At 54.9% G+C, this 506-nt stretch carries 1 protein-coding gene; it reads right to left on the reverse strand.

Annotated features, from left to right (window positions below; all coding sequences use genetic code 11):
* Positions 1-506 (reverse strand): hypothetical protein (locus tag IO95_RS25740; protein ID WP_037387218.1); only part of this gene is annotated, 506 nt, incomplete at both ends.

The raw sequence follows: 506 nt of genomic DNA on the forward strand, positions 1-506 counted from the left end.
CTCAGCGTGCTGTTGCCCACCAAATCAAACAGGCCATCAAAACCGGTGTTGCTACCGGTTAGCGTGGTGTTTGCAGTATTCGTCAGTTGTACCGTCGAGGCCGCATCACCGCTCAAGGTGTTAGCCAGCGTACCGCTGACCCCATCGAGTATCAGTTCAGCACCCGCGGCAGTCAGGTCAACACTGGCATCCGACGTGCCCAGGTTATTGACATCGGTAATGGTTAATACACCACCGGCATTGATATTGTGCAGACCGGTAAAATCATTGGTCCCCTCCAAGGTCACTGCCGCATTGGTGTTGATTGTGCCGTCACCACTGAGTATGTTGGCCAGCGTATCGGCAGCATTCAGGTTCAGGGAGCCCAACACATTCACCGCACTGCTACCCAAGGCATCGGCCGCAGTCAAATTGACGATTGCCAGCGCTGCTATCAGGGTATTGGTCGCGGTTGTCAAGCCACTGTTGGCAACGCTCAGGGTCAAGGTACCGCCGTTGACGTTCAA

The organism is Serratia sp. DD3 (genome assembly GCF_000496755.2).